Source organism: Caulobacter ginsengisoli, from assembly GCF_030814835.1.
GTDB lineage: Bacteria > Pseudomonadota > Alphaproteobacteria > Caulobacterales > Caulobacteraceae > Caulobacter > Caulobacter ginsengisoli.
In genome coordinates, this window is record NZ_JAUSVS010000008.1 from 202,659 (window position 1) to 229,627 (window position 26,969).

23 protein-coding genes are annotated in these 26,969 nt (G+C 70.1%); 11 read left to right on the forward strand and 12 right to left on the reverse strand.

The window, feature by feature from the left end; genetic code table 11:
• Nucleotides 1-42: 42 nt before the first annotated feature.
• The 3 genes from QO010_RS18490 to QO010_RS18500 all read right to left on the reverse strand — a co-directional run bounded on the left by QO010_RS18490 (nucleotide 43) and on the right by QO010_RS18500 (nucleotide 4,854).
• Nucleotides 43-2,853, reverse strand: coding sequence for an ATP-dependent DNA helicase (locus tag QO010_RS18490; protein WP_307351613.1), 2,811 nt, complete (start codon nucleotides 2,851-2,853; stop codon nucleotides 43-45).
• Between the two features lie 43 nt (nucleotides 2,854-2,896).
• Entirely contained in the window at nucleotides 2,897-4,306 is a 1,410-nt protein-coding gene (locus QO010_RS18495; protein WP_307351615.1) for a DUF6880 family protein, read from the reverse strand.
• Between the two features lie 266 nt (nucleotides 4,307-4,572).
• Nucleotides 4,573-4,854 (reverse strand): hypothetical protein, encoded by a 282-nt coding sequence (locus tag QO010_RS18500; protein WP_307351617.1) that lies wholly within the window; start codon nucleotides 4,852-4,854, stop codon nucleotides 4,573-4,575.
• 116 nt (nucleotides 4,855-4,970) lie between these two features.
• Here QO010_RS18500 and QO010_RS18505 point away from each other — a divergent pair, with 116 nt between their 5' ends.
• Nucleotides 4,971-5,747, forward strand: coding sequence for an SIMPL domain-containing protein (locus tag QO010_RS18505; protein ID WP_307351619.1), 777 nt, complete (start codon nucleotides 4,971-4,973; stop codon nucleotides 5,745-5,747).
• Between the two features lie 6 nt (nucleotides 5,748-5,753).
• Here the strand turns inward: QO010_RS18505 and QO010_RS18510 are convergent, their stop codons facing one another.
• From QO010_RS18510 to QO010_RS18520, 3 genes are all read right to left on the reverse strand, one after another.
• Nucleotides 5,754-6,212, reverse strand: a complete 459-nt coding sequence (locus tag QO010_RS18510) for a chemotaxis protein CheW (protein WP_307351621.1) — start codon at nucleotides 6,210-6,212, stop codon at nucleotides 5,754-5,756.
• The gene (locus QO010_RS18515) at nucleotides 6,212-7,738 is read right to left on the reverse strand and encodes a methyl-accepting chemotaxis protein (protein WP_307351622.1); all 1,527 of its coding nucleotides are present in this window, start codon (nucleotides 7,736-7,738) and stop codon (nucleotides 6,212-6,214) included. The genes QO010_RS18510 and QO010_RS18515 overlap by 1 nt, the downstream gene beginning before the upstream one ends.
• Before the next feature lie 226 nt (nucleotides 7,739-7,964).
• Complete coding sequence (locus tag QO010_RS18520; protein WP_307351624.1) at nucleotides 7,965-8,432, reverse strand: chemotaxis protein CheW; 468 nt, start codon at nucleotides 8,430-8,432, stop codon at nucleotides 7,965-7,967.
• A gap of 130 nt (nucleotides 8,433-8,562) precedes the next feature.
• Between QO010_RS18520 and QO010_RS18525 the strand changes: the two genes are divergently transcribed.
• Both QO010_RS18525 and pdeM read left to right on the forward strand, forming a co-directional pair.
• On the forward strand, nucleotides 8,563-11,016 hold the full coding sequence (locus tag QO010_RS18525) for a ligase-associated DNA damage response DEXH box helicase (protein WP_307351625.1): 2,454 nt from the start codon (nucleotides 8,563-8,565) through the stop codon (nucleotides 11,014-11,016).
• The gene (gene pdeM / locus QO010_RS18530) at nucleotides 11,013-11,741 is read left to right on the forward strand and encodes a ligase-associated DNA damage response endonuclease PdeM (protein ID WP_307351627.1); all 729 of its coding nucleotides are present in this window, start codon (nucleotides 11,013-11,015) and stop codon (nucleotides 11,739-11,741) included. Before QO010_RS18525 ends, pdeM begins: the two co-directional genes overlap by 4 nt.
• A gap of 217 nt (nucleotides 11,742-11,958) precedes the next feature.
• Here pdeM and QO010_RS18535 read toward each other — a convergent pair whose 3' ends face one another.
• The 4 genes from QO010_RS18535 to QO010_RS18550 form a co-directional block, all read right to left on the reverse strand.
• Complete coding sequence (locus QO010_RS18535) at nucleotides 11,959-12,411, reverse strand: DUF3429 domain-containing protein (RefSeq protein WP_307351629.1); 453 nt, start codon at nucleotides 12,409-12,411, stop codon at nucleotides 11,959-11,961.
• Nucleotides 12,412-12,414: 3 nt separating this feature from the next.
• A complete protein-coding gene (locus tag QO010_RS18540; RefSeq protein WP_307351630.1) occupies nucleotides 12,415-13,185 on the reverse strand; it encodes a TIGR02186 family protein in 771 nt (256 codons plus the stop codon).
• Entirely contained in the window at nucleotides 13,182-14,105 is a 924-nt protein-coding gene (locus QO010_RS18545; protein WP_307351631.1) for a sulfite exporter TauE/SafE family protein, read from the reverse strand. Before QO010_RS18545 ends, QO010_RS18540 begins: the two co-directional genes overlap by 4 nt.
• Nucleotides 14,106-14,197: 92 nt before the next feature.
• Nucleotides 14,198-17,224 carry a peptidoglycan-binding protein gene (locus QO010_RS18550; RefSeq protein ID WP_307351633.1) on the reverse strand — a complete coding sequence of 1,009 codons (3,027 nt, stop codon included), beginning with the start codon at nucleotides 17,222-17,224 and terminating at the stop codon, nucleotides 14,198-14,200.
• A 226-nt stretch (nucleotides 17,225-17,450) separates the two neighbouring features.
• On the opposite strand from QO010_RS18550, the gene QO010_RS18555 reads away from it, so the two are divergent.
• On the forward strand, nucleotides 17,451-17,645 hold the full coding sequence (locus tag QO010_RS18555) for a hypothetical protein (protein ID WP_307351635.1): 195 nt from the start codon (nucleotides 17,451-17,453) through the stop codon (nucleotides 17,643-17,645).
• 194 nt (nucleotides 17,646-17,839) lie between these two features.
• Here the strand turns inward: QO010_RS18555 and QO010_RS18560 are convergent, their stop codons facing one another.
• Entirely contained in the window at nucleotides 17,840-19,489 is a 1,650-nt protein-coding gene (locus QO010_RS18560) for a phosphatidylglycerol lysyltransferase domain-containing protein (RefSeq protein WP_307351637.1), read from the reverse strand.
• A gap of 151 nt (nucleotides 19,490-19,640) precedes the next feature.
• Here QO010_RS18560 and QO010_RS18565 point away from each other — a divergent pair, with 151 nt between their 5' ends.
• The 6 genes from QO010_RS18565 (at nucleotide 19,641) to QO010_RS18590 (ending at nucleotide 25,804) form a co-directional block, all read left to right on the forward strand.
• Nucleotides 19,641-20,675: a mechanosensitive ion channel family protein gene (locus tag QO010_RS18565; protein ID WP_307351638.1), complete on the forward strand. Its 1,035-nt coding sequence runs from the start codon at nucleotides 19,641-19,643 to the stop codon at nucleotides 20,673-20,675.
• 92 nt (nucleotides 20,676-20,767) lie between these two features.
• Nucleotides 20,768-21,976, forward strand: a complete 1,209-nt coding sequence (locus QO010_RS18570) for an acyl-CoA dehydrogenase family protein (protein ID WP_307351640.1) — start codon at nucleotides 20,768-20,770, stop codon at nucleotides 21,974-21,976.
• 17 nt (nucleotides 21,977-21,993) lie between these two features.
• Entirely contained in the window at nucleotides 21,994-23,205 is a 1,212-nt protein-coding gene (locus QO010_RS18575; protein ID WP_307351642.1) for an acyl-CoA dehydrogenase family protein, read from the forward strand.
• Entirely contained in the window at nucleotides 23,202-23,828 is a 627-nt protein-coding gene (locus tag QO010_RS18580; RefSeq protein ID WP_307351644.1) for a 2-hydroxychromene-2-carboxylate isomerase, read from the forward strand. The genes QO010_RS18575 and QO010_RS18580 overlap by 4 nt, the downstream gene beginning before the upstream one ends.
• A 1-nt stretch (nucleotide 23,829) precedes the next feature.
• On the forward strand, nucleotides 23,830-24,966 hold the full coding sequence (locus tag QO010_RS18585) for an acyl-CoA dehydrogenase family protein (RefSeq protein WP_307351646.1): 1,137 nt from the start codon (nucleotides 23,830-23,832) through the stop codon (nucleotides 24,964-24,966).
• Nucleotide 24,967: 1 nt separating this feature from the next.
• Nucleotides 24,968-25,804, forward strand: a complete 837-nt coding sequence (locus QO010_RS18590) for an SDR family NAD(P)-dependent oxidoreductase (RefSeq protein ID WP_307351648.1) — start codon at nucleotides 24,968-24,970, stop codon at nucleotides 25,802-25,804.
• Between the two features lie 14 nt (nucleotides 25,805-25,818).
• Here QO010_RS18590 and QO010_RS18595 read toward each other — a convergent pair whose 3' ends face one another.
• Nucleotides 25,819-26,235, reverse strand: coding sequence for a hypothetical protein (locus QO010_RS18595; RefSeq protein WP_307351649.1), 417 nt, complete (start codon nucleotides 26,233-26,235; stop codon nucleotides 25,819-25,821).
• Nucleotides 26,236-26,356: 121 nt separating this feature from the next.
• Between QO010_RS18595 and QO010_RS18600 the strand changes: the two genes are divergently transcribed.
• Complete coding sequence (locus tag QO010_RS18600) at nucleotides 26,357-26,860, forward strand: pyridoxamine 5'-phosphate oxidase family protein (RefSeq protein WP_307351652.1); 504 nt, start codon at nucleotides 26,357-26,359, stop codon at nucleotides 26,858-26,860.
• Nucleotides 26,861-26,969: the final 109 nt, after the last annotated feature.

The window sequence follows — 26,969 nt, forward strand, 5'->3', positions numbered from 1 at the left end:
ACGCCGCGAGCTATGCCCGCCCAACATTGCCGAATTACGACGTCAGGGTGTCTGACCCGAGTCCGTTCGAAGGAATTCGGACACGGTCTCGATAGCCTCGACCAGTCCGACCCGCTGCAGCTCCACCCCCTCCGGCAGGCCCGAGAACAGCCGGGTCGGCGCGGCGGCGTCGAGCATGACGAACACCCCCTTGTCCTCCTCGCGGCGGATCAGCCGGCCGAACGCCTGGGCGATCCGGGCCCGGGCGATGGCGTCGTCATAGCCCTTGCCGCCGAAGCGGGCGCGGCGGGCCTTGTGCAGGATGTCGGGGCGTGGCCAGGGCATGCGGTCGAAGACCAGCAGCCGCAGCGAGCGGCCGGGCACGTCGACCCCGTCGCGGACGGCGTCGGTGCCCAGCAGGCAGGCGTCCTCCTCGGCCCGGAAGATGTCGACCAGGGCCCCGACCTCCAGCGGATCGACATGCTGGGCGTAGAGGGCCAGGCCCTTGTCGGCCAGCGGGGCGGCGATCTTCTCATGCACCGCCCGCAGGCGGCGGATGGCGGTGAACAGGCCCAGCCCCCCGCCCCCGGCCGCCAGGAACAGCTCGCGCATGGCGGCCGCGACCTGGCGGGGGTCGTCGCGGCTGACGTCGTTGACCACCAGGCAGCGGCTGTTCTTCGCGTAGTCGAAGGGCGAGGCCAGCCGCAGGGTCTGGGGCCGATCCGGCAGGCGGGCGGCGCCGGTGCGCATTTCGGCGAGCGCGAAGGGATCGTCCAGGGTGGAGTCGGCCAGGGTGGCGCTGGTCACCAGCACGCCATGGGCCGGGGCGATGACGGCGGCGGTCAGCGGTTCGGTCGGATCGACCCAGTGGCGGCGGCAGGCGGCGTCGACCACCCGGCCATAGAGGAAGGTGGCGTCGAACCAGTCGACGAAGTCGGGGTCGTCCTCGGCGTCCTCGTCGATAGCCTTCAGCATCGAGCGCCAGGCCGGCAGGGTCATGCGGCAGCGGCGGTCCAGGCCGCGCAGGGCCCCTTCGATCCGGGCCCGTTCGGAGGTGTTCAGCTCCTCGGCCTCATCGTCCAGCACATCCTCGAGATGGCGGGCCAGGGCCAGCAGCGGCGCTTCCACCGAGGCCAGGGCGCGGGCAGCCTCGGCGGCGGTTTCGCGGACCAGGTCGAGGGCCGGGCGGGCGGCGCATTCCATGCCGATGTCCGACTGGCTGGCCCGCGCGCGCAGCTGCTCCAGCACCATGACCAGGAAGGCCTCGACCGGGCCGCTGGGGCTGACCTCGCCATTGGGCGGGGCGATGCGGCCGGACCAGCCTTCGCCCGGCAGGATGGCGGCCGCCCGGGTGGCGTCGAGCAGGGCGCGGCGGGCGTCCTCGCGGTCGCCCAGCACGTCCATCAGCCGCGCCTCCAGCCCCCTGCCCCGCCGGCCCCGGCCCTCGGGCCCGCGGATCCAGCGGCGCATCTCGGCCGCCTCCGCGCCCGACAGGGCGGCGGCGAAGGCGCTGTCGGCGGCCTCGAACAGGTGGTGGCCTTCGTCGAAGACGATGCGCTTGAGGCTGGCGGTCTCGCTGTCGCCCTTGGAGCCGCGCGCCTTGCGGGCCCCGTCGAAGGCGGCCTGGGTGAGGACCAGGGCGTGGTTGGCGATGACCAGGTCGGCCTTGCGGCTGGCCCGGATGGCCTTCTCCACGAAGCAGGACCGGTAGTGCAGGCAGCCGGCATGCACGCACTCGCCCCGCCGGTCGACCAGGTTGCCGGGGCTGGCCTGCACCGCCGGGGCTAGGGCGAACAGGGTCGGCAGCCAGGCCGGATAGTCGCCGCCGGTCATGTCGCCGTCGCGGCTGGCGCGGATCCAGCGGGCGGCCAGACCCAGCCCGATCAGGTCGCCATTGCCCAGCTGGGCGGCCTGCACCGACTCCTGGAAGTTCAGCAGGCAGAGGTAGTTCTCGCGACCCTTGCGCACGACCGCCTTGCGGGCCCGGACCTTGGGATCGGGATAGATGGAGGCGCTCTCGCGCTCGATCTGCCGCTGCAGGGCCCGGGTGTAGGTCGAGACCCAGACCGATGGGCCGTTGGCCTCGGCCCACAGGGAGGCGGGGGCCAGATAGCCCAGGGTCTTGCCGATGCCGGTGCCGGCCTCGGCCAGCATCATGCGCGGCTCACCCTCCTTCTCGCGCGGCTGGAAGGCCCAGGCGGTCTCGGCGGCGAAGACAGCCTGCATCGGCCGCGCCTCGTCCAGGCCCGAGCGCTGCAGCAGCTCGACCAGCCGCGCCTGCGCCTCCTCCGGCGAGATCGGCTTGGTCCCCGGTTCGCCGGCCGGCGCCTGGTCTTCCCATTCGCCGATCCGCCCCCAGACCTCCAGGCCCGAGCCCCGAAACTGCCCGACCGGCGGCCCCGACCGCAGCGCCCCGATCACCGCCGGCGCCCAGGCCCAGCCGACCCGGCCCAGGGTCTCGGCGGTGGCCAGCGCCTCCTCGCGGCTGGGCATGGGCGCGGCGGCCAGTTCCGCCAGCAGCCTCGCGCAGGCCTCGCGCAGGGCCTGGGCCTGGGCGCTGGCCCCGCGCGGCTCCTCCAGGCCCAGCGCCAGGGCCAGGCCCGCCGCCGAGGGGGCGGTGAACCGGGCCGGCCGCACGAAGGCGTAGAGTTCCAGGGCGTCGAAAATCCGCGGCGAGCGCGACGGGGCCTGCATGTCGAGCCGCCGGGCGGTCATCGAGGCGTGGGCCAGCAGCACCGGGCCATAATCGACCAGATCACGGGCCGCCGGCGGCCGGACGATCCGCGCGCCCTCGCTATCGGCCACGGCGCAGCGGGCGCCGGGCAGGACCACCAGGGCGGGGGCCAGATCGAGAGTCGTGGACAGGGCGTTCACGACGGCATCCTAGCGAGTTTCACGTGAAACAAAACAGGAACATTCATCCGCCCATCGCCGCCTTCAGTTCGGCCAGGAAGCGCGGCTTGCGGGCGTGGCGGATCAGGATGTGCCGGGCGAAGTCCTCGTGCGGCTCCAGCCCACCCCAGTCGGTGATCGACGGGGCGATGGCCTCGCTCTCGACCATCAGCCTGGCGGTCTGGGCGTAGCGGCCGGAGCGGGCGCGATCCAGGGCGTCGACGATCATCGCCCGCCGCAGGGCCGTGGCCGCCAGTGGATAACGGCCCTCCAGCCGGCTGGCGGCCGGGATCAGCAGGTCATAGTCCTCGCCCTGGATCTCGCCCCGCCGGGCCAGGATCAGCGCGGCCGCGCCGGCCAGGTCGCCCCAGGCCAGGAAGAAGGCCAGGGCGCGGTGGAAGGACTTGAAACGGGCGGCATGGGCCTTGGCCCGATCCTCGGCGATGACATCGTCGAACTCCGGCAGCCGGGCCAGGTAGTCCTTCAGCGCCCTGGTCGACAGGCTGCCCTCGAAGGTCGCCCAGCGCAGGGCCTGGGCCTCCTCGGTGCGGCCGACCGCCTCCAGCGCGTCGCGATAGACCGCCAGCCAGCGGGCCCGCACCCGTTCGTCCAGGTCGTCCTTGCGCCAGACGGCCGAGATTGATCGCTCCGGCGGCCGGGACGCCTCGAGCGCTTGCAATGCCGCCTCCCCTCGCCCCGCCGCCAGCAACCGCTCGGCCGCCGCCGCGCCGAAGCCCGGATGCTGGGCCTCGCGCGGGGTCAGGGTGGCGATCCAGGCGTCGACATCGCCGTCGAGGTCGGCCAGTTCGCGCAGCACGCCGAGGAAACTGGCCGAATTGTCATGCCCCTCGGCGATGCCGGCCGCCAGCCGCTCGCGCAGGGCCGCCACGCCCGCCGCGCCCAGGACCGGATAGAGGCTGACCACCAGCCCGCCCGCATCATCGTCGAAGGCCAGGGCCTCGAAGGCCTGATGCGCCAGCACCGCTGGCAGCATCCGCGCCTCGCCGGCCAGCCGGGCCAGGTCCTGGTCGGTCTGGCGGAAGATCTCGTCGGTCTTCTCGGCCGCCTCGCCCATGCGGCCATAGAGGCCCAGCTTCAGGTCGCGGAACCGCCAGAGCAGCTCCAGCGCCCGGGCGGCGTCGAGCGGGACCAGCCGCTCGACGATCATCGCCCGCAGCATGTCCAGTTCGCGGACGAAGGCCGGCCGCTTGCGCCAATGGATCCAGGTCCGCGCCTTGCCGATGGCGGCCAAGCGCTTGACGATCTCGTTCGCCAGTTCCTCGGAGCCGACCTCGCCGGTCAGTTCCATCTTCAGCCGCCGCTTGACGTCGGCCCGGCCGGCGGCGAGCTCCATCAGGATCGCGGCCAGCCGCTCGGCGCCCAGGCCGGTCAGGTTCTCGGCGGTGACGGTGGTCTTGTTGGGCTTGCGGGCCATGCCCGGCCATTGTGGCGGGCGTCGCGGCTCGCGGCTAGGCGGCTCGGCTAATCGATACTCAGACTCTGAGGGCCCCAAACCACCCTTCAACCGTCATCGCCGGGCTTGTCCCGGCGACCCATAGACACCGGAATTGACGGTTGGCGGCGGCCCTGTCCGAGGGCGCCTTGACGCACCGGGTCTATGGGTGGCCGGCACTTCGGCCGGCCATGACGGATTTGAGGTGAAGGGTGCGGGCCTGAGAAATCGGTGAATGCCGATTTGGCCTAGTCTTCGTCCTTCGGCCCCAGCCGGTAGATGGTCCAGCTCTCGCCCAGCGGCGGCGAGGCGCCCCGCTCCAGGAAGACATGGCTCCAGCCGACATAGGGCATGGTCGGATCGTTGGTGGGCCGGATCGCGGTGTCGAAGAAGGCCAGGTCGCAGCCCCGCCGCCGCGCCTGGGCGGTGCGGTCGTCCAGCCAGGCCGAATAGCTGGCGATCAGCTCGGCGGCGTCAATTTCGTCACGATCATCCCTCTCGGGACGCCGTCTCCACCACATATCGCTCATGGCGGAGAGGATCAGGCGCCCAGTCTCAAGCCTCCGCTAAGGAAGGTGGTGAAGCCGGCGTTGACCCTGTTCCGGCCGGCGTGCCAGCCTCGCCGCCAAACCCGGGGGACTTCGCCATGACCAGACTGTTTGTCGCCGCGCTCGCCGCGCTCTCGCTGTCGACCGCGCCAGCGCTGGCGCAATCGCTGCCGACCGATCCGCCATCCATCGTCATCGTCGCCTCGGGCCGGGCCGAGGCGCCCGCGGAGTTCGCCGGGCTGTCCTTCAAGATCCACGGCGAAGCCGCCAGCAAGGTCGAGGCTCTGAAGACCGTCACCGCCATCCGCGAGCGCATCGAAGCCGCCCTGCCCGCCCTGGCTGGCAGCGACGAGGTGGCGATCTCGGCGAACGACCTGACCTTCTATGAGGTGCGGCCGCCGAACTGCCAGAGCGAAAGCGACTACAGCGACGCGCCCAAGACCTCCGGCGGCCCCTGCCGGGTCACCAGCTATATCGCCGAACTGGCCATGGACGCCCAGGTCTGGCCGGCCCAGCGCCTGGGCGACGCCGCCTCCCTCCTGGCGCAGCTGGGCGCCGACGACGTCGAGCCCGGCGGGGGACAGGTGCAGGATCTCGACGCCCTCCGGGCCAGCGCCACCAAGGCGGCGCTCGACAACGCCCGCAAGCAGGCCGAACGCATCGCGGCCAGCGCCGGCGGTCGGCTGGGCCGCATCCTGCGTATCCAGGTCCCCTCGACGATGGGAGATTCCCCGATCGCGGTCAGCGCTTTTGATCAGGCGACTCTGATGCGGGCGCCGCCGCCGGCGGTTCGTCCGATCGTCTCGGTCGACCTCAAGGTGGCCCCGGTTTCCGTTTCGACCAGCTATGTTGTCGTCTACGAGTTGCTGAAATAGCCGCCGTCAGGCCGCCTCCCGCTCCTGCGCGGGTAGCAGCGAGCCGACCACCAGGCGGCTGAGCATGCGGCCTTCCAGCGGCAGGATGGCGTCGACGAAGCGCGGGCCGGTGGCCATGTCGCCCAGGTCCGGCGGCGGCTGGAAGCTGGCCTCGTCGACGACGAAGGTCTCCTGCACCGCGTCGACCAGCAGGCCGGCCGTCCGCGAGCCGTGCTGGACGACGACGATGACGTGGCGGCTCGAGGCCTCGGTGACCCCCAGGCCCAGGCGGTTGCCCAGGTCGACCACCGGCATGACCAGGCCGCGCAGGTTGATCACCCCCAGCAGATAGTCCGGGGTGTGGGGCATGGGCATGGCCTGGGTCCAGCCGCGGATCTCGCGCACCGCACTGATGTCGATACAGAATTCCTGGCCGGCGATCTCGAACGAGATCAGCTCGATCTGGCGATGGGTGTCGTCAGCCATCAAAATTCCTCCCAGTCTTCGGAAGCGCCGACGGCCCGCTTGGGCGCCTCGACAAAGGCCGACAGCTTGGCCCGGGCCTCGGCCAGCGGGTTGTGGGCGGGGACATGCCGGTCGGGTTGGGCCAGCACCGGGCGCTGGGCCTGGCGCTGAACCGGCTGGTGGGCCTCATGGCCGACCTTGAAGCGGGCGACCAGGGCCGCCAGTTCCTGAGACTCCGACTTGAGGCTGGAGGCGGCGGCGGTGGCCTCCTCGACCATGGCGGCGTTCTGCTGGGTCACCTGGTCCATCTGGTTGACGGCGGTGTTGACCTGGCCCAGCCCGGTCGCCTGCTCCTGCGAGGAGCGGGCGATGTCGGAGATCAGGCTGTCGATGGCGGTGACCTTGGCGACGATCTTGCCCAGGGCCTCGCCGGTTTCGCCGACCAGCTTCACGCCACGGCCGACCTGGTCGGTGCTGGACGAGATCAGCGCCTTGATCTCCTTGGCCGCGTCGGCCGAGCGCTGGGCCAGGGCCCGGACTTCCTGGGCGACGACCGCGAAGCCGCGCCCCGCATCGCCGGCCCGGGCCGCCTCGACCCCGGCGTTGAGGGCCAGCAGGTTGGTCTGGAAGGCGATCTCGTCGATCACCCCGATGATCTGGCTGATCTTGCCCGAGCTCTGTTCGATCTCGCCCATGGCGGCGACCGCGTCGCGGACGACCTGGCCGGAGGTTTCGGCCCCCTGCTTGGCGTCGGCGGCGGCGTCGGAGGCCTGCTTGGCGCCGTCGGCGCTGCGCCGCACGGTGGCGGTGATCTGGTCCAGCGCCGCGGCGGTTTCCTCCAGGCTGGCCGCCTGCTGCTCGGTGCGCTTGGAAAGGTCGTTGGCGGCCTCGGAAATCTCGTCCGAGCCGCCGCGCAGGCCGTCGGTCGCCAGGGCGATGCGGCCCATGGTGTCGCGCATGGACTCCACGGCCTGGTTGAAGTCGTCCTTGATCTGGCGATAGGCGCCCTGGAAGTCGGCGTCGATCCGGGCGGTCAGGTCGCCGGCCGACAGCTGGCGCAGATTGGCCGCCAGGTTGGAGACCACCTGGTCCTGCTCCTTGGCGACGCGGGCCTGTTCGGCCTCGCTGCGCACGCGATCCTGTTCGATCTGGGTGACGTCGGTGGCGAACTTGATCACCTTGAACGGCTTGCCGGCGCGGTCCAGCAACGGGTTGTAGGAGGCCTGGATCCAGATCTCACGGCCGCCCTTGCCGATCCGGCGGAACTTGCGGGCAACGAATTCGCCGCGGTTCAGCTCCTGCCAGAACGCCCGGTATTCCGGCCCGGCGGCCTCAGCCGGGTCGACGAACATGCTGTGATTGCGGCCGATCACCTCGTCGGCCGAATAGCCCAGGGCCTTGAGGAAATTCTCGTTGGCCGTGATGACGGTGCCGTCCAGTTCGAACTCGATCACCGCCTGAGACCGGAGAATGGCGGCGACCTTGGCTTCGAGCTCAAGCGTCTGCCGGTCCTGTACGCCACGGGCCTGCTTGCCTTTGGAAAACATGGCTGTCCTCTGCCGGATGGAATTGTTGTTTTTGAAAAATCGGCGATACCCGACGAAAAGGCGCCATCTTGGTAAACCAAGGCTTAAGCGGCCTGCCGCGATACTCTCAGTCTGGGTAGCTGGAAGATGTTTAGGACAGAATGTCGCTGTATTGGATCAATACTGGAGGCGCCGCCGAAGTATAATTCCGGACAGAATTCAACCTACGGAATCATGGCCGGCGCCGTCAGGCGGCCTGGGCCGTCTCGGCGGGCAGCAGCGCCCCGACCACCAGCCGGCTGAGCATCCGGCCCTCCAGCGGCAGGATGGCGTCGACGAAGCGCGGGCCGCCGCCCAGGTCGCCCATTTCCGGCGGCGGCTGCAGCTGGGCCTCCTCGACGACAAAGGTCTCCTGCACCGCATCGACCAGCAGGCCGGCCACCTTGTCGTCCTGCATGACCACCACCACGACGCTGCGCTCGCCGATTTCGCTGGGGCCCAGTCCGAGCCGGCGGCGCAGGTCGATGACCGGCATCACCAGGCCGCGCAGGTTGATCACCCCCAGGAAGTAGTCCGGCGCCTGGGGCATCGGCGAGGCCTGGGTCCAGCCGCGGATCTCGCGGACGGCCCGGATGTCGATGCAGAACTCCTGGCCGGCGATCTCCATCGAGATCAGCTCCACCAGGCGCCGCGCCTGTTCGGGTTCAGCGGCCATACTTCTTGTCCTTGCCAGCCGGAGCGCTCCGGCCGGACAATCTGTAGGCGCCGCATCTTAAAATCGCATTGAGGACACAGCGGCGGCGCCCGGGCTCGAAACATAAAGAGAACATGCTATAGCGGAAACGATGGACGGCGCCCTGCCCTCGACCCTTCCGCCGCGTTTTGACGCCTGGTTCGCCAGCCGCGGCTGGGCGCCCCGCACCCATCAGCTGGCCATGGTCGAGCGGGCCCGGGCCGGCGCCGACGCCCTGCTGATCGCCCCGACCGGCGGCGGCAAGACCCTGGCCGGCTTCCTGCCCAGCCTGATCGAGTTGGCCGAACGCCCGCCGCCCAACACGCCGCGTGGCATCCACACCCTCTACATCTCGCCCCTCAAGGCCCTGGCGGTCGATGTCGAGCGCAACCTCTTGAGCCCCATCCAGGAGATGGGCCTGGGCATCACCGCCGAAAGCCGCACTGGCGACACCGGCATGGCCCGCAAGCAGCGCCAGCGCGTCAGACCGCCGGACATGCTGCTGACCACCCCCGAGCAGCTGGCCCTGTTCTGCGCCTGGGAGGGGGCCAGGACCTATTTCGAGGACCTGCGCTGCGTGATCCTCGACGAGGTCCACGCCATCTGGCCGTCCAAGCGGGGCGATCTGCTGTCGCTGGACCTGGCCCGGCTGCAGACCTTCGCGCCGACGATGCGCCGGGTCGGCCTCTCGGCCACGGTCGACGATCCCGACCTGATCCGCCGGTGGATGGCCCCCACCGCGAGGGCCGCCGACGTCGACCTGGTGCTGGGGCCGCCTGGTCCCATGCCCATCGTCGACCTGCTGATCTCCGAGGGCCGCGTCCCCTGGGCCGGTCACACCGCCCAGCACGCCATGGAGGACGTCTACGAGGTCATCAAGCGCCACCGCACCACGCTGGTCTTCGTCAACACCCGGTTTCAGGCCGAGTTCGCCTTCCAGGAACTGTGGAAGATCAATGACGACAGCCTGCCCATCGCCCTGCACCACGGCAGCCTCTCGGCCGAGCAACGCAGACGGGTCGAGGCGGCGATGGCGCGGGGTGAGCTGCGGGCTGTGGTCTGCACCTCCACCCTCGACCTCGGCATCGACTGGGGCGATGTCGACCTGGTGGTGCAGCTGGCCGCGCCGAAGGGCTCCTCGCGCATGGTCCAGCGCATCGGCCGGGCCAACCACCGGCTGGACGAACCCAGCCGCGCCATCCTGGTCCCGGCCAACCGCTTCGAGATGCTGGAATGCCAGGCCGTGCGCGAGGCGGTCGAAGAGAACGGCCTGGACGGCGAGCGCTGGCGGGCGGGCGCGCTGGACGTGCTGGCCCAGCACGTCATGGGCTGCGCGGTCTCCGAGCCCTTCGAGCCCCTGGCCTTCTATGACGAGATCCGCATGGCCGGGCCCTATGCGGACCTGAGCTGGGAGGACTTCGAGGCGGTGATCGATTTCGTCTCGACCGGCGGCTATGCGCTGAAGGTCTATGACCGCTTCCGCCGGATCGTGAAGACCCGCGAAGGTCTCTGGAAAGTCCGCGACGCCCAGACCGCCCAGCGCCACCGCATGAATGTCGGGGCCATCGTCTCCCCGGCCGTGCTGAGTGTGCGGATTTCCGGCCGCCGCGGTGTGCCCGGCCGCAAGATCGGCGAGGTCGAGGAGGGCTATCTGGAGATGCTGGAGCCCGGCGACACCTTCCTGTTCGCCGGCCAGGTCTGGAAGCTGGTGGGGGTGACCGGGACCGACGTGCTGGTCTCGCCCGCCGCCGACAAGGATCCCAAGCTGCCCAGCTGGGGCGGGAGCAAGTTCGCCCTCTCCACCTATCTGGCGGCGCGGGTGCGGCGGATGATGTCGGACGAGACGACCTGGGCCAAGCTGCCCAGCGACGTGCGCGAATGGCTGGAGGTCCAGCGCGACCGCAGCCAGATCGCCGCCCCGACCGAGATGCTGCTGGAGACCTTCCCGCGCGGCCAGCGGCATTTCCTGGTCTGCTACCCATTTGACGGTCGCATCGCCCATACGACTCTGGCCATGCTGCTGACCCGCCGGCTGGACCGGATGGGGGTCGGGCCGCTGGGATTTACCGCCAATGACTATGCCGTCTGCATCTGGGCGCTGCACCCCATGGACGGACTCGATTTCGCCGCGCTGTTCGACCAGGACATGCTGGGTGACGACCTGGAAGCCTGGCTGGACGAGAGCTTCATGATGAAGCGAGCCTTCAAGAACTGCGCGCTGATCTCCGGCCTGATCGAGCGGCGGATGCCGGGCTCGGAGAAGTCCGGCCGCCAGGTCACCTTCTCCACCGACCTGATCTACGACGTCCTGCGCCGCCACCAGCCCGACCATCTGATGCTGCGCTGCGCCCGGGCCGACGCGGCCAGCGGCATGATCGACGTGGCCCGGGTCGGCGATCTGCTGGCCCGGATCAAGGGCCAGATCCGCCATGCGCCGCTGGAGCATGTCTCGCCCTTCGCCGTGCCGATCATGCTGGAGATCGGCAAGGAGCGGGTGGCGGGCGACGCGGCCGAGATGATCCTGCGCGGCGCCTCCGAGGACCTGATCGCCGAGGCCATGGCATGAGCGCCGCGGCGGTGAAGGCGTCGGGCGGCCTGGGCGTGAGCCCCTGCGGCGGCCTGCGGCTGACGGTCAATGGCGCGACGGTGCTGCTGCGCCCGGCCGGCGCCCTGTGGATCGAGGCGGCGCAGATGCTGGTCGTCGCCGACCTGCACTTCGAGAAGGGCAGCGCCTATGCGGCCCGCGGCCAGCTGCTGCCGCCCTACGATACCGGCGAGACCCTGCGCCGGCTGGAGGCCGAGGTCGCCGCCATGGCCCCGCGCACCCTGGTCTTCCTGGGCGACAGCTTCCACGACGGCCAGGCCGAGGATCGCCTGCATCCCAGCTACGCCGCCCGCATCGCCGCCCTGGCGACAGGCCGGACCCTGGTCTGGGTGGTCGGCAACCACGACGCCGACGGCCCCCGCCTGCTGCCCGGCGACCTGGCCGACGAACTGACGGTCGACACCCTCACCCTGCGCCACGAACCCCAGCCCGGCGACCAGCCCGGCGAGGCCAGTGGCCACCTCCACCCCGCCGCCCGCATTGCCGGTGGGGGGCGGAGCGTTCGGCGGCGGTGCTTCGTCACCGATGGGTCGAGGATCGTCCTGCCGGCCTTCGGGGCTTATGCGGGCGGGCTGAATGTGCGGGATGGGGCGTTCAGGGCCCTGTTCGCAACGCCACCGCTCGCGGCGGCGCTGGGCACGGACCGGGTGCATCCGGTGGGGTGGAACTCGCTGCGGGGGGATTGAAGGCGAGCTGTTTCACGCCTCTCCCCCTCGCCTGCGAGGGGGAGCGAGGGACACGCCGAAGGCGGCGTCCCACGGAGGGGGAGCCTTGCGGCGGTTCAGCTTTCCGCGGGCGCAGGGTGTTTCCCCCGACACGTGGCCGCTGACTTGTCTCCTCACCCGCTCTTCGCGCCTTCGCGCTCAGAGTCGACCTCTCCTCGGAGAGGAGAGGAGGCATACTCTACATATGCATCGCCTGCTCGACCGCGCTGCCCAGCGCCAGGGCCGCGCCGGCGGTGATGATGGTGCGGTAGCGGGGCCGCCAGGCGGGGCCTTCGACGTCGCGGGTGTCCCACAGCCAGGTCAGGATGAAGGCGACGATGAAGCCGCTGAGTTGCCAGACCGGGTCGAACCAGCGCCCGCCGATCAGCAGCATGAAGCCGGCCATCGGCGGCAGGAAGGACATCAGCACCACGCTCCAGCGCGGCGTGTGGTGGGCCGCCTCCAGTCCGCCGCGCACCCCGCCCAGGAAGGCCAGGGTCACCGCCGACCAGGACAGCAGGCACAGCAGCGCCCAAGGCCCGACGCTGGGCGGGCCGAAGTCGTAGAGGCCGGCCGAGACCATGAAGGGTACGATGGTGGCCAGGCCGAAGGCTCGGATTGGCTGAGGGATGGGCGCCGCCCCTGGCGTCATCGGTTAGCTCCTGCGAAACACCCGCGAGGCGGCCCAGCCGGCCGCCAAGGCCAGGGCCATCGACGCCAGACCATAGAGCCAGGGATGGCGATGGGCGAGCAGATAGAGGGCCCGCTCGACCCCGACCTTCTCGACGGTCAAGGTCCGGTCACGGACGGAAACCGGCCGGCCGTCCTGGAAGAGGATGATCCGGGTCTTGTAGAGGCCGGTCGGGGCGTCGGCAGGCAGCACCACCTGGGCTTGGAACAGACCCCGGTCGACATAGCGCACCCCGGCCGGATCGGCGCTGTAGAGGCCAGCCTTCTGCTTGAGACGGATGACGGCGCTGCGCCAGTCGAAATAGTCGGCCCCCAGCTGGTTCACCACCATGTCGCGCACGCCATAGCGGGTCTCGATCCGCCGCTCCATGGGGGCGGAAATGGCCAGATGGTCCAGTCCCAGCCCCAGCCGCCGCAGGTCGGCGAACCGGGCCACCTCGCCCAGCGGCCGGCTCGAGGCGACGCGGTAGAAGCCCGGCGCGCCGCGAAACACCACCGGCCGGCTGTTCAGCCAGATCCCCGCCACCTGGCTCTTGCGGGCGATGCGCAGCGGCTGCTCGGGCCCGGCGATGACCACCACCACATCGGCGGGGCGGCCCTGGGGATCGAAGACGGCGCCATAGACGCTGATGGTCGCGCCCCGGAAGCCGGAGTTCACCTTGACCTCAGTCTCCGTCAGCACCGCCGAGACGGCGGCGGGCGGCGATTGAATAATGGCTGGCGGCAGGTCGGTCATCCGCCGGCCCCCTGCATCAGCACGAAGGGATCGTCTGGCCGCACGATCAGGCCCAGCCCCATCTGCAGCCCGACCAGCAGCACGATCAGCGCCAGCACCGCCCGCAGCTCCTCGGCCCTGAACCGGGCCGAGGCCCGGGCCCCCAGCTGCGCCCCGATCACTCCGCCGATCAGCAGCAGGGCGGCCAGGACGATGTCGACGCTCTGGTTGCGGCCGGCCTGCAGGACGCCGGTGATGGCGGTGGTGATGATGATCTGGAACAGGCTGGTGCCGACCACCATCTGGGCCGGCATGCGCAGGATATAGACCATGGCCGGCACCAGCACGAAGCCGCCGCCCACCCCCATCACCGCCGACAGAATGCCGACGAAGATGCCGAGCGCCAGGGGTGGAATGACGCTGATATAGAGCCGCGAACGGGGAAACCGCACCTTGAGCGGCAGGCCATAGAGCCAGAGCGGCCGGCGATCGCGCGGCGGCGGGGCGGGCTGGCCGCGGCGCTGGCGCAGGATGGCGCCCAGGGATTCGGTCAGCATCAGCCCGCCGATCACCCCCAGGAACAGCAGGTAGGAGACCGACACCACCAGGTCCGCCTGGCCCAGCAATCGCAGGATGCGGAAGATCTCGACCCCGACCACCGAGCCGATCGCTCCGCCGGCCGCCAGCACCGCCCCCATGCGAAAGTCGACCGCCCGCCGCCGGCTGTAGGCCGCGACGCTGGAGACCGAGGAGGCGGCGACATGGTTGGCCAGGCTGCCGACGGCGACGGCCGGGGGAATGCCCAGGAAGACCAGGATCGGCGTCATCAGGAAGCCGCCGCCGATGCCGAACAGGCCGGAGATGAATCCCACCAGGGCGCCCAGCGCGATCAGCAGCGGGGCGTTGACCGAAACCTCGGCGATGGGGAGGTAGAGATCCACGACGGGCGCCGACTCCTTACACCAGCATCCAAGGACTCAGCGGCGCCGACAGCAAGCCCTGACCCCGGTCAGGAGAGCCGATCAGCCGAAAATCAGCGGGCGTAGACCGACAGACGGTCGACCATCGCGCCATCCAGGGCGCCGGTGGCCGGCAAACCCTGGTCGCGCTGGTAGGCCTGCACCGCCAGCTTCAGGGCCGGCGAGGCGGCGCCGTCCTGGGGACCGCGATAGTAGCCCAGGCGCGACAGCGCCTTCTGGGCGGTGATCACCCCGCCGGCGGGCGCGGCGGCCATGACGGGCGCGGGGGCCGGGGCGGCGCCGGCCGTGCGGAAACCCTGGGCCGAGCGTTCGGCGACGGCGCGCTGGTCGGGGGTCAGGGTCTTCTTGATGCGGTCGGCGGCGGCCTTGGATTCCGGGTCCCCGCCCTTGGCGGCGATCAGGTACCACTTGTAGGCCTCGGCCCCGTTCTGCGGCACGCCGAAGCCCTGCTCATAGAGCTGGCCCAGGTTGTACTGGCTGTCGGTGACGCCCTGGTCGGCGGCCCGGCGGAACCAGTCGGCGGCGGTGGTCAGGTTGCGCGGCCCGCCCAGCCCTTCGAAATAGTCATAGGCCAGGTTGTGCATGGCCTTCTTGTCGCCGCCCTGGGCGGCCTTTTCGGTCCAGCGCCGGGCCTCGGCCGGGTCCTTCTTCAGGCCGACCTCGCCGTTCTCATACAGCTTGGCCAGGTAGAACTGGGCCGGGGCGTAGCCCATGGCCGCGGCCTTGCGCAGCGGAACCAGGCCGGCGGCGTCCTTGGCCTCGATCTTCTTGACCGCCTGGTTGTAGAGGTCCGGCGCGGTTGGGTCGGACGGCGGGGCGGGCGGGGCCGGCAGATCGGCCTGGCCGCCGGCCGCCGGCGCCGCCGCCTGCGGAGTCAGGGTCGGGGCGATGGCCACCGCGACGCGGGGCTTGGGTGTGGTGTCCGCCTCGCCGGTCAGGATCTTGATGCTGTCCAGCACGCTGCCCTTCGCCCCGTCCGCCACCCGCTGGGACGATTTGCCGGTCGGGCCAAAGGCGTTGGAATTGGTGAAGCCGACCAGGGCCACGCTCATGCCCGCGAGCACCGCCACCACCGCCACGCCGGTGAGCACGCGGTTCAGGGTCTGGTTGGACTTCTTGGACTTGCGCTTGCCGCCGCCGAACAGGCCGCCGCCTTTAGGCTTGGCGGGCTTGGCTTCGGTCTGGAAGTTGGCGCGGGCGGCGGCCCGGGCCTGCTCGATGACCTCGCGGGTGGACAGCGGCCGGCCGGCTGGCTCGAAGTCGCCGCCCGGCGACAGCGGCTCGGCCTCGGGCGCGACGTCGGCCTCGCCGGCCTCATGCAGCGTCCCGAAGCTGGCGGCGGCCTCGAAATCCTCGTCCGAGAAGGCGGGCTTCTCGGGCTCGTCGACCGGGAAGTCGCCGGCGTCGTAAGCCGCCATGGAGGCCGGCATGGGAGCTGGCGCCGAACTGGGGAAGGCGGGCGAGGCGAAGGCCTCTTCCGGAATGGCCTCGCCCCGCACGGGGAAGGGATCGTCGGCGAAGGGGTCGGTATAGCCGCCCGAGGACGGCGGAGGCGACGGCGGCGCGGCCGGCCTGGCCAGGACGGGGGCGGCCGGAGCCATTTGAGTTGGTGACTGGGCGACCTGCTCGCTCAGCCGCTTGTGCGAGGCGTTGAGGCTGAGGTCGATCTTCTCGCGCGCCTCGTCCAGCAGGCGGGCGGTGCGTTCTTCCGAGAGGCGGATGCGTTCGGCCAGGTCGGTGGCGGTGCGCTCCTGGCGCTGGCTGATCCGCTCGGTGACCCGGGCGACCTGCTCGCCGACCTCGTCGATGGCCTGGGCGCCGCGGCGCTCGGAGTTGGCGATGCGCTCGGCCAGCCGCTCGGTGATCCGGGCGATCTCGCCGCCCAGCTTCTCCAGCGCCTGGGCCTGGACGGTGTCGGCCCGGTTCAGCCTCTGCTCGACGGTGGCGGCGATACGGGCCACCTCGCCGCCCACCTTGTTGATGGCGTCCGCGCCCTGGTGTTCCACGCTCTGCACTCGGCGACTCAACACATCGGCCATGCCGGCCACTTCCCGGCCCATGCGCTCGATGGCCTGGGCCGAGCGCTGCTCGGCCAGCTGCACATGGCCGGCCATCTCGGTCAGCCGGTGCTCCATGCGGTCGAAGCGGCCCTCGGCCGACTGTTTCAGCTGGGCGGCCATCTCCTGGCGGGCGGCGTCCATCTTCTGGGTCAGCTCGCTGGCCAGGGCTTCCAGCCGCGCGCCGGGCCCGGCCCCGCCCTCGACATAGCGCAGGCGGCTGTCCAGCTTGACGAACGAGGCGCCCAGGTCGCGGATGGCTTCGGTGGTGCGGGTCTCGGCCGCCGCCAACCGCTCGTCGATGCGGCCGGCCACCGCCTCGACCAGGGCGGCGGTGTCGATGGCGGGGGCCTGACCGAGCGCGGCTTCAGCCTCGGCGACCCGGGCCTCGACCGCGGCGATGGCCTCGCGGGTGCGGGCCTCGCCCTCGTAGAGATGGCCGGCCACCTTGCCCAGCGCCCCTTCCAGGGCGCGCACGGCTTCGGCCGAACGCGGTCCGGCAGACTCGGTCTCCACCCGGAGCAGGCGCTCGGCCTGCCGGGCCTGCTCGGCGGCGATATCGTCGGCCAGGCCTTCGAAGCGGGCGGCCACGGCGGTCTGTTCGCGCTGGGCGCCGTCGAGCCGCGAGAGCGCCCCGCGCACCGACTGGTCGATGCCGCTGATGGCCAGGGTCGAGCGCTGCTCGGCCGCCTCGATCCGCTCGGTGAGCTCGGTCAGGGCCTGGGCGACGCGGCCGACCTCGTCGGCGGGGTGGCTGGAAATCTCGAAGCGCGGCGGGGCGTCGGCGCGGGGCGTGGCGACGACGATGGGCTCGCTCGGCGGGTCGAAATCGCCGCCGGTGAACTCGGAGGGATGGGGGCCTTCAACCGCCTGGTTGGCGCTCTCGCCGGCCTCGCCGCCCTCGACGATCATCTGGTTGAGCCATTCGCCCAGAGTCATGCCGGAGCGCCGGGCAAGATCCTTGGCGATCTCCCGGGCTTTGGGGTCTATTCCCTTGACGCTCCAGGGGGCCCCCGCCGTCATTCGAATCGTTCTCCCGGCACTAAGTTGACGCTAGCCACCGAGCCATAGTGTGTAAACGCGGGGTTAACACCAAATATGGTGTCAGCGGCGATAACCTGTGGACGGATTTTCTGGGCGTCTGGGAACCGTTAAGTCCCTGCGCCTCAAGGGGTTAACGCGCTGTTAACCCTGTTCGCCGGGCGCCTGACGCTTGCATGGGCGAATCGTCGCGGGCATAGGCGCAGCGATGTCGCTTCAACTCACCCTGGCCATCGGCGCCGCCCTGCTGGCCCTGGCCCTCTTCTGCGGCTGGCGCGGCTCACGGCCGCCCGACCCGTTGAAGGGCGCGCGGATGATGCCCTGGCGGCCGCTGATGGTGCTCTCGGCGGCCGGGGTGATGGTGCTGATCATCCACCTGGGGACGCTGGTTTCGGGGCGGTAGGGTCCAGGCTCAATTGAGTTTGAGACAATTCAAGAGCTTAGCATCGCTATTAATCCGCTCATCCCCGCGAAAGCGGGGACCCAGGTGTTTTTCGTTGCAGCCTTGCAGCCGCCCAGACCCGTCAGAACCGCCCTCAACAGCAAAAAGCCTGGGTCCCCGCTTTCGCGGGGATGAGCGGAATTTGAGTACGGACCCTAGGCCGCGTCCGACAGCTTCTCCGGCGGTTCCTCGCGCTTGGCCCGCCGGGTCAGCCCCGCCATGCCGCCCGAGGACAGCAGTCCGACATCGGCCAGCAGGATGGGGATCGACCACTTCAGGGGCGCGGCGATGTAGCGGGGCCGCCAGACCGGGTCGAACTTGTCCTTGTAGCGCCGCACGCCGCGGAAATTGTAGATGTCCTCGCCGCGCTCGAAGAGCAGTCGCCCGACCCGCGAGAACAGGGGCGCCAAGGGCCTGTCGTCCAGCCCGGCCAAGGGCGCCATGCCGAAGTCGAAGCACCGGTAGCCGGCCTCGCGGCCCCACTGCAGCAGCTCGACGAACAGGAAGTCCATGACGTTCTTGGGCGAGGAGCCGCAGTAGCGCATCAGGTCCATCGAGAAGGCGTCGCGCAGGGGCGTCGTCCACAGGGTGGCGAAGGCGGTGATCGCCCCGTCCTGGCGCACCACGGCGACCGGGAACTCCTGGACATAGCGCGGCTCGAACCCGCCCAGGGAAAAGCCCTTCTCGCCGCCGGCATGCAGGTCCAGCCAGGCGTCCGACACTCGCTTCAGTTCGTCCATCGACGCGGCGCCGGGGGGCAGCACCTCGAAGGTCGCCCCGCCCTCCCCGACCTTGCGCCAGTTGCGGCGCAGCACCTCGCGGCGGCGGCCCTGCAGGGAGAAGCCCTCCAGCGGCACCATGGCCGACTCGCCGGTCTTCTGGATGGCGAAGCCCAGCTCCACCGCCTCGGGCAGGTCGTCGGTTCCGATGCTGTAGAGACCGGGCCGGGCGGCATGGGCGTCGGCCAGTTCGCGGAACCGCCACAGCAGCGCCATCCGCTCGTCCCGCCGCCCGACCGGCCCGCCCATGGCGATCCAGGAGCGGCCCCGCACGCCGAACATCAGGAAGCTCTCGCCCGACTCCGAGAACAGGAAGCGCTTGTCGCCCAGCAGGGCCAGGTTGGATTCCGGCTCGGCCGCCTCGGCCTTGGCGAGGATGGCCCGCACCCGGGCGAAATCCGGGTCGTCCTCGCCCGCCACCGGCGGGGTGGCCGGGGTGGCGAACAGGCGCCAGACCCCGATGCCCAGCAGCACGATGGCCGCCCCCGCTGAGGAGCGGATGGCGCGCTCGGCGTCGGCGTCGGCCATCAGCCGCCACCAGGTCTGGTCGGCATAGCTGCGGTTGGCGAACGACCACCAGCCCAGCAGTCCGGCCCCCAGCACGGCCATCAGCGCCGAGATCAGCCAGCCCGGGGCGATCTCGATCTTCGACAGCCGGGCCTGGCGCGGAAAGGCCTCGCGGAACGGCAGGATCAGCGCCGCCAGGGCCAGCAGCACCGCCGATTCTTCCCAGTTGAAGCCCTTGAACGGGGCCAGCAGGGCCGCGGCAATCAGGGTGACGAGCGTGGCCATCCAGGCGGCGCCCAGCCGGCTGCGCAGGCCAAAGGCCAGCAGCACCAGCATCAGGCCCAGGATCGAGGAAACGAAGTGACTGACCTCGACCAGGATCGGCGGGGCATAGAGGTCTTCCAGCAGCTGGAAGAGTTCGCGGATGCGGGTGGGCTCGGTCGGGGTCGCCCCCGAGGCCAGCAGCATCAGCCCGCCCCCGGCCGCCGCGCCAGCGGCCAGCACAGGGGCCAAGGCCATGGCGGCCGGCCGGAAATCGCGCGGACTGACCATGAAGCTCCCGAACCACCCCTAGACTTGAGACGCCTTATAGCCTGTTTCGCGGCGGGCAAGAGGGGCCAGCCGGTCGCAGCCCTTGCCCCAGGCCCGCGACGCGGGTCAGTCTGGGGCCATGCCTGAAGACTTGCTGCCGCGCGGACTGCACGCCCTGGACGGGGTCCGGCTGCTGACGCTCGGCAAGTCGACGGTGACGCTGGGCGGGCTGCTGTTCGGCCTGGTGATCGTCGCCGCCGCCTTCCTGGCCGCGCGGATCGCCGGCCGGGTGTTCAAACGATTGCGCGAACGCTCTCCCCTGGCGGCGCCGAGCATCTACATCGTCGAGAAGCTGGCGACCTACGGCCTGATCATTGTCGGGCTAATCATGGGCTTTTCGGCGATCGGCCTGGATCTTTCCTCCCTGGCCCTGTTCGCCGGCGCGCTGGGCGTGGGCCTGGGGTTTGGCCTGCAGGGGGTGGTCAAGGAGCTGATCTCGGGCCTGGTCCTGTTGTTCGACCGCCTGGTCCGCATCGGCGATTATCTGGAACTGCAGACCGGCGAACGCGGCGTCGTCGCCGAGATCGGCCCCCGCGCCACCCGGCTGCGCAACAACGACGACCTCGATGTGCTGGTCCCCAACAGCAAGCTGATCGAGTCGCCGGTCATCAACTGGACCCTGCAGAACGGCACCCGCCGGCTGCATGTGCCCTTCCGCGTCGCCTATGGCGTCAACAAGGAGGCGGTGCGCGACGCGGTGCTCAAGGCCGCCCACGACGTCCCCTTCACCCTGGACGACACCCCGGTGCGCCGCACCCAGGTCTGGCTGGTGGGGTTCGGCGACAGCGCCCTGCAGTTCGAACTGGTGGTCTGGCCGACCCTGGAGGCGGTCAAGCGGCCCAACGCCGCCAACGCCGCCTACACCTGGGCCATCGAGGACGCCCTGCGCGCCGGCGGTTTCGAGATCCCCGTGCCCCAGCGCGACCTGCACCTGCGGGAGGTCTTCGGCGAGCAGGGCGAAAACGCCAAGGATGCGCTGCGACTCAAGACCCGCAAGAAGCCCGGCGCCGGCGAGGAAGCCGTGGCGGCAGTCTCGCACAACGACGCCGCCGAGGATCTGGCGCGCGGCGAGGACGACGAGATTCTCAATCCGACGACACCGCCCACGCCCTGAAGATACCGAATCTTCGAACAATCGTTTGATCCGGCTTTGCTCGGCTTTGGACGGGCGCTAAGCTGGGCCAAAGCCTGATTGGGAGGATGCAAATGGCCGACTTCGGCGCCACCGAACTCGATGCCTTCCGCGCCGAGACGCGGACCTGGCTTGAGGCCAACTATCCCTCCTCGCTGAACGAGCCGATGGGCGAGGACGACGCGCCCTGGGGTGGTCGCACCGCCAGCTATTCCAATCCCGACGTCAAGCTCTGGCTGGACCGCATGGGCGCCAAGGGCTGGACCGCCCCGACCTGGCCCAAACAGTACGGCGGCGGCGGCCTGACCAAGGAACAGGCCAAGGTGCTGGAGCAGGAGCTGCGGCGCATCAAGGCCCGGCCGGCCCTGATGAGCTTCGGCATCTGGATGCTGGGGCCGGTGCTGCTGGAATACGCCAGCGAGGAGCAGAAGCAGCGTTTCCTGCCGCCCATCGTGCGCGGCGAGATCCGCTGGTGCCAGGGCTACAGCGAACCGGGCTCGGGCTCGGACCTGGCCTCCCTGCAGACGCGGTGCGAGGACAAGGGCGACCATTACCTGATCAACGGCCAGAAGGTCTGGACCAGCTACGCCGACCACGCCGACTGGATCTTCTGCCTGGTCCGCACCGACACCACCAAGAAGCATGAGGGCATCAGCTTCATCCTGTTCGACATGACCAGCCCGGGCGTCGAGCCCCGGCCGATCAAGCTGATCAGTGGCTCCTCGCCCTTCTGCGAGACCTTCTTCACCGACGTGAAGGTCCCCAAGGACCAGCTGGTCGGCAAGCTGAACGGCGGCTGGGACATCGCCAAGCGCCTGCTGCAGTACGAACGCCAGAACATCTCGGCCAGCGGCTTTGGCGGCACGGGCGGCGGGTTCGACCTGATCGACGTGGCCAAGGAGCATGTTGGCGTCGACGACGACGGACGCCTGCTCGATGGCGACCTGCGCAGCCGTATCGCCGCCCACAAGATGGACGCGGCGGCCTTCATGCTGACCGTCCGCCGCGCCGAGATGGAGGCCAAGGCCAATGCCGGCCCCAGCGCCGCCACCTCGATCATCAAGTACGCGGCCGCCAAGATGAACCAGGAGCGGACCGAGCTGATGATGGAAGCGCTCGGCCTGCAGGGCCTGGGCTGGGAAGGCCCCGGCTTCTCGGGCGACGAGCTGGGCGCTCCGCGCGCCATGCTGCGGGCCAAGGCCAACTCCATCGAGGGCGGCACCAGCGAGATCAACCTCAACGTGGTCGCCAAGCGGGTCCTGGGCCTGCTGGACCATCAGTAGGACCGGGAGGACCGCAGATGGCGGACGGCGGCGACATCGAGGGTTTCCGCGCCGAGGCGCGCGCGTGGCTTGAGGCGAACTTCCCGGGGAGCCTGGCCCATGCCGACCAGTCGGCGGCCATGGTCGGGACCGAGCCCAGCCCCGACCTGAAGGCCTGGATCAAGGCCATGGGCGACAAGGGCTGGGGCACGCCCACCTGGCCGGCCCAGTACGGCGGCGGCGGCCTGGACCGCGCCCAGGCCCGCGTCCTGCAGCAGGAAATGGCCCGCATCGGCGCCCGCAACCCCATCGGCGGCATGGGGGTGATGATGTTCGGCCCCACCCTGCTCGAGTACGGCACGGAAGAGCAGAAGCAGCGCCACATCCCCCCGATCGTGAAGGGCGAGATCCGCTGGTGCCAGGGCTACAGCGAGCCGGGCGCGGGTTCGGACCTGGCCAGCCTGCAAACGCGGGCCGACGACAAGGGCGACCACTTCCTGGTCAACGGCTCGAAGATCTGGACCTCGGGCGGCCACCTGGCCGATTGGATGTTCGCCCTCGTCCGCACCGACTTCTCGCGCAAGCACGAAGGCATCAGCTTCGTGATCTTCGACATGAAGACGCCGGGCGTGGAGGTCAGGCCGATCCGGCTGATCAACGGCGTCTCGCCCTTCTGCGAGACCTTCTTCACCGACGTGAAGGTGCCCAAGGAAAACCTGGTCGGCCCGCTGAACGGCGGCTGGACCATCGGCAAGCGCCTGCTGCAGTTCGAGCGCGAGAACCTGTCGGGCGGCATGGGCGGGGGAGCCTCCAGCCCCTCGGCCGGGACGTTCGGGGCCGGCGGATCGGTCGATGAACTGGCCAAGAAATATGTCGGCGTCGACGACCAGGGCCGCGTCGCCGATCCGGACCTGCGCAGCCGCATCGCCAGCCACCTGATGGACCAGGCCGCCTTCGGCCTGACCCTGCGGCGCGCCGCCGCCGAGGCCAAGTCGAACCAGGGCCCCAGCGCCGCCACCTCGATCATGAAGAACGTCGGGGCCAGGATCACCCAGGAGCGCTCGGAACTGATGATCGAGATCCTGGGCGTCCAGGGCCTGGGCTGGGAGGGCGAGGCCTTCGCCAAGCACGAGCTGACCACCGTGCGTAACTGGCTGGGCGGCAAGGCCGTGACGATTTACGGCGGCTCGTCGGAGATCCAGAACAACATCATCGCCAAGCGCATCCTCGGCCTTTTGGATCACCAATGACCGCCGGCGCCATCGAGTTCTGGTACGAGTTCGCCTCGACCTACAGCTATCCCGCCTGCATGCGGATCAGCCGCCTGGCCGAAGAGGCCGGCGTCGTCATCCACTGGCGGCCCTTCCTGCTGGGGCCCCTCTTCCATGAGCAGCAGGGGCTGAACGACAGCCCGTTCAATGTCGTCCCCGTGAAGGGCGAATACATGTGGCGCGACCTGGCGCGGATCTGCGACCAGGAGGGCCTGCCGCTCAACCACCCCAGCCAGTTCCCGCGCAACAGCCTGCTGGCCGCGCGGGTGGCCATCGCCGGGCTGGACGAGGGCTGGACCCCCAGCTTCAGCCGCGCCGTCTATGAGGCCAATTTCGTCGCCGACCAGGACATTTCTGATCCAGAAGTGCTGGCTCCACTCGTGGCCGAGGCCGGCGGCGCGCCGCACGCGGCCCTGGCGGCCGCACAGTCGGACGCGGTCAAGGCCCGGCTCAAGGATCACGTGGCCCAGGCCCGCGAACGGGGCGTGTTCGGCGCCCCCAGCTTCATCACCGCCGACGGCGAGCTCTTCTGGGGCAACGACCGTCTGGAACAGGCCCTGACCTGGGCCGTCAATCACACCACCCTAGAGGAGTTCGCCTGACATGGCCGTCCTGACCGAAGAACAGACCATGCTGCGCGATGCGGCCAAGAGCTGGACGCAGGATACCTCGCCCACCACGGCCCTGCGCAAACTGCGCGACAGCGGTTCGGGCGCCAGCTTCGACCCCGCCGTCTGGCGTGAGATGGGCCAGATGGGCTGGGCCGGGGTCATCGTTCCCGAGGAGTACGGCGGTTCGGCCTTCGGCTATCTCAGCCTGGGCCTGGTGCTGGAGGAAACCGGCCGCACGCTCACCGCCTCGCCGCTGGTCTCCACGGCCCTGGCCGCCGCCTCGGCCCTGATGCTGGGCGGGGCCGAGCCGCAGAAGCAGGAATGGCTGACCAAGATCGCCGCCGGCGAGATCGTCGCCACCCTGGCCGTCGATGAAGGACCCCATCATGCGCCCGAGCGGACCGCCCTGCAGGCCAAGGACGCGGACGGCGGCTATGTGCTGAACGGCAAGAAGACCTTCGTCATCGATGGCGAGGCCGCCGACCTGCTGATCGTCGCCGCCCGCACCGCCGGCAAGCCGGGCGAGACCCACGGGATCACCCTGTTCCTGGTTCCCGGCGACGCGGCCGGGGTCACCCGCAAGCATCTGGCCCTGATCGACAGCCGCGGCGCGGCCGAGATCAGCTTCGACAACGTCCACCTGGGCGCCCATGCGGTGCTGGGCGAGCTGGACAACGGCTGGAGCCTGCTGGACCAGACGCTCGACCGCGCCCGCGCCGGGCTGGCGGCCGAGATGCTGGGCCAGGCGACCCAGGCCTTCGAGATCACCCTCGACTACCTGAAGACCCGGGTGCAGTTCGGCCAGGTGATCGGGACCTTCCAGGCCCTGCAGCACCGCGCCGCCAAGATGTTCACCGACCTGGAGACCACCCGCTCCTGCGTCGAGGCCGCTCTGGAGGCTATCGATTCCGGCTCCTCCGACGTGCGGGCCGCCTGCTCACTGGCCAAGTGCAAGGCCAGCGAACTGATCCATCTGGTCTCCAACGAGATGGTCCAGATGCATGGCGGCATCGGCATGACCGACGCCCATGACGCGGGCCTCTACATGAAGCGGGCCCGGGTCGCCGAGGCCCTGTTCGGCGGGGCCAGCTTCCACAAGGACCGCTACGCCAGGCTGCTGGGCTTCTGAGGTGGAAATCCGGGGCGCCAACGCCTTCATCACCGGCGGCGCCTCGGGCATCGGCTTTGGCGTCGCCTCGGCCCTGGCCCGGCGCGGGGCCAATGTGGTTATCGCCGACATCGAGTCGGAGCGGGCCATGGAGGCGGCCGAGCGGCTGACCGCCGAGGGTCTCAACGCCAGCGGCCTGCATCTGGACGTCATCGACGAAGCGCAATGGGCCGCCGCCGCCGATGTGGCCGAGCATCGCTGGGGCGGGCCCGTCCAGCTGCTGTTCAACAACGCCGGCATCGGGGCGGGCGGCACGGTCCACGGCACGCAGAAGCGAACCTGGGACTGGGTGCTGGCCGTCAACCTGTTCGGGGTGGTCAACGGGGTGAAGACCTTCGCCCCGCGCATGCTGGAAAGCGGCCTGCCTTGCCGGATCGTCAACACCGGCTCCGAGCACAGCCTGGGCCTGCCCCCGACCGGCCGTGGAGGCGTCGCGGCGGCCTATACCAGCTCCAAGCACGCGGTGATGGGCTACTCCCTCGCCATGCGCCGCGACTTCGCCGAGACCAATGTTTCCGCCGGCATCGTCTGCCCGGGCCTGGTCGCCACCGACATCTGGAACGCCTTCCGCAACCGCCAGCCGGCCTTCGGCGGCCCCCGCGAAGCCCCGCCCGAGCGCGCCCGCGCCATGGCCCATGGCCTGCCCGCCGAGACCGCCGGCCAGCGCATCGTCGACCAGGTCGAGGCCGACCAGTTCTTCATCTTCACCAACGGCCCGGACGAGGCCGAGGTGCTGGAGACCTACGTCACCGAGGCCACGGCGGCCATGGCGGCGTTCAGAGCCCGGTACGGGGTCTAGAAGCCCCGTTGCTGCTAGGGCCGCTTGGAGCTCTGCCGTCCCCCGCCGTCCACCAGGACAAGCTGGGGGGCGCCGCCGCGCGCCATGATCTGGGCGTAGGCCCGGCCCTCGGCGGCCGAGAGGGTCAGGCCGGCGCCGTCTTCCGAGGACGACAGCTTGACCACAGGACGGCCTTCCGAGGTGATCAGCCGCAGCAGCACGGTTTCCGGATAGGTGGAGCCGTCCGTCTGCCGGGCGGCCGGATAGAGGGCGATGCTGGCTCTGATCCGTCCCTGGCTGTCGACGATCTGCAGGCCGCGACCCCGGAGTATGCCGTCGGCGACGGGCGCCGGAGCGGCGGTCGCCTGTCGCGTGACGCTTACGCCAAGGATGGCGAGATTCAGCAGGGTGAGAGCAACCAACAGGCGCGGAAGTCGCGGCTGTGTGTTCATGGCGGGCCTCCTTCCGATTCGATGGAAAACAAATCCGGGCCAATCCAACTCAAAGAGCGCTACAGGTCCAGGAACCTCCCTCGGCGCGAGTAGTTCTCCTTGTTCTACAAGGAGTAAGCGTATGACGACCGACACCCATGACCGCGCCGCCGTCGAGACCCGACTCTGGCGCGAGATCGACAAGGGGCGGTTCGGCATGCTGGGCCTGGTCGAAGGCCCGCCCCAGCACTTCCAGCCGATGACCGCCTTCGCCGAGCCCGACAACGGCGAGATCTGGTTCTTCACCTCGGCGACCACCGACCTGGCCCGCGACGCCGCCAACGGGCGCCAGGCGATGTTCGTCGTCCAGGCCCGGGACCGCGAGCTGCAGGCCTGCATCTCCGGCTTTCTGACCCTGGAGCAGGACAAGACGCGTCTCGACCGGTACTGGAGCCCGATGGTCGCCGCCTGGTTCCCCCACGGCCGCGACGATCCCGGCATCCGCCTGCTGAAATTTGCCTGCGAGGACGCCCGGGTGTGGATCTCCGAACAGGGCCCGATCCGCTACGCCTGGGAACTCGCCAAGGCCAGCGCCACGGGCAAGCAGCCGGACATGGGCGGCCGGACGGATTTGAATTTGAGCTAGCCTTACTTCTCCCTTCCTCCTCGATGTGTTTGGACCGGAGACATCCGTGACAAGCGTTCGGGGACATCCGTGACAGTTTTCCGGCCTTCGGAAGGAGGCTGGGGATGCC